Origin of the sequence: Leucobacter sp. M11, assembly GCF_035726885.1 — a bacterium.
In the GTDB taxonomy this organism is placed as follows: Bacteria; Actinomycetota; Actinomycetes; order Actinomycetales; family Microbacteriaceae; genus JAPFRB01.
Genome location: NZ_JAPFRB010000053.1, coordinates 1 through 237, shown reverse-complemented (window position 1 = coordinate 237; position 237 = coordinate 1). Strand labels below are relative to the sequence as shown.

Sequence of the window (237 nt, the reverse complement as noted above, 5' to 3'; positions counted from 1 at the left end):
ACACTGCAGGCAATCGAAGCAGGAAAAACAATAGCTATCGCCAATAAAGAAACACTGGTGACTGCCGGTCACATTGTAATGGAGGCAGCCAGGAAGAGGGGTGTAGCGTTATTACCTGTAGACAGCGAGCATTCTGCCATTTTTCAAGCGCTTCAAGGGGAACAAGAAAAGAATATTGAAAAACTGATCATTACCGCTTCCGGGGGGAGCTTCAGAGACCGCAAAAGACATGAATTG

At 46.4% G+C, this 237-nt stretch carries 1 pseudogene; it reads left to right on the top strand.

The window, feature by feature from the left end:
* Positions 1–237, top strand: a pseudogene (locus OOT08_RS18965) (1-deoxy-D-xylulose-5-phosphate reductoisomerase); the annotation flags it as partial.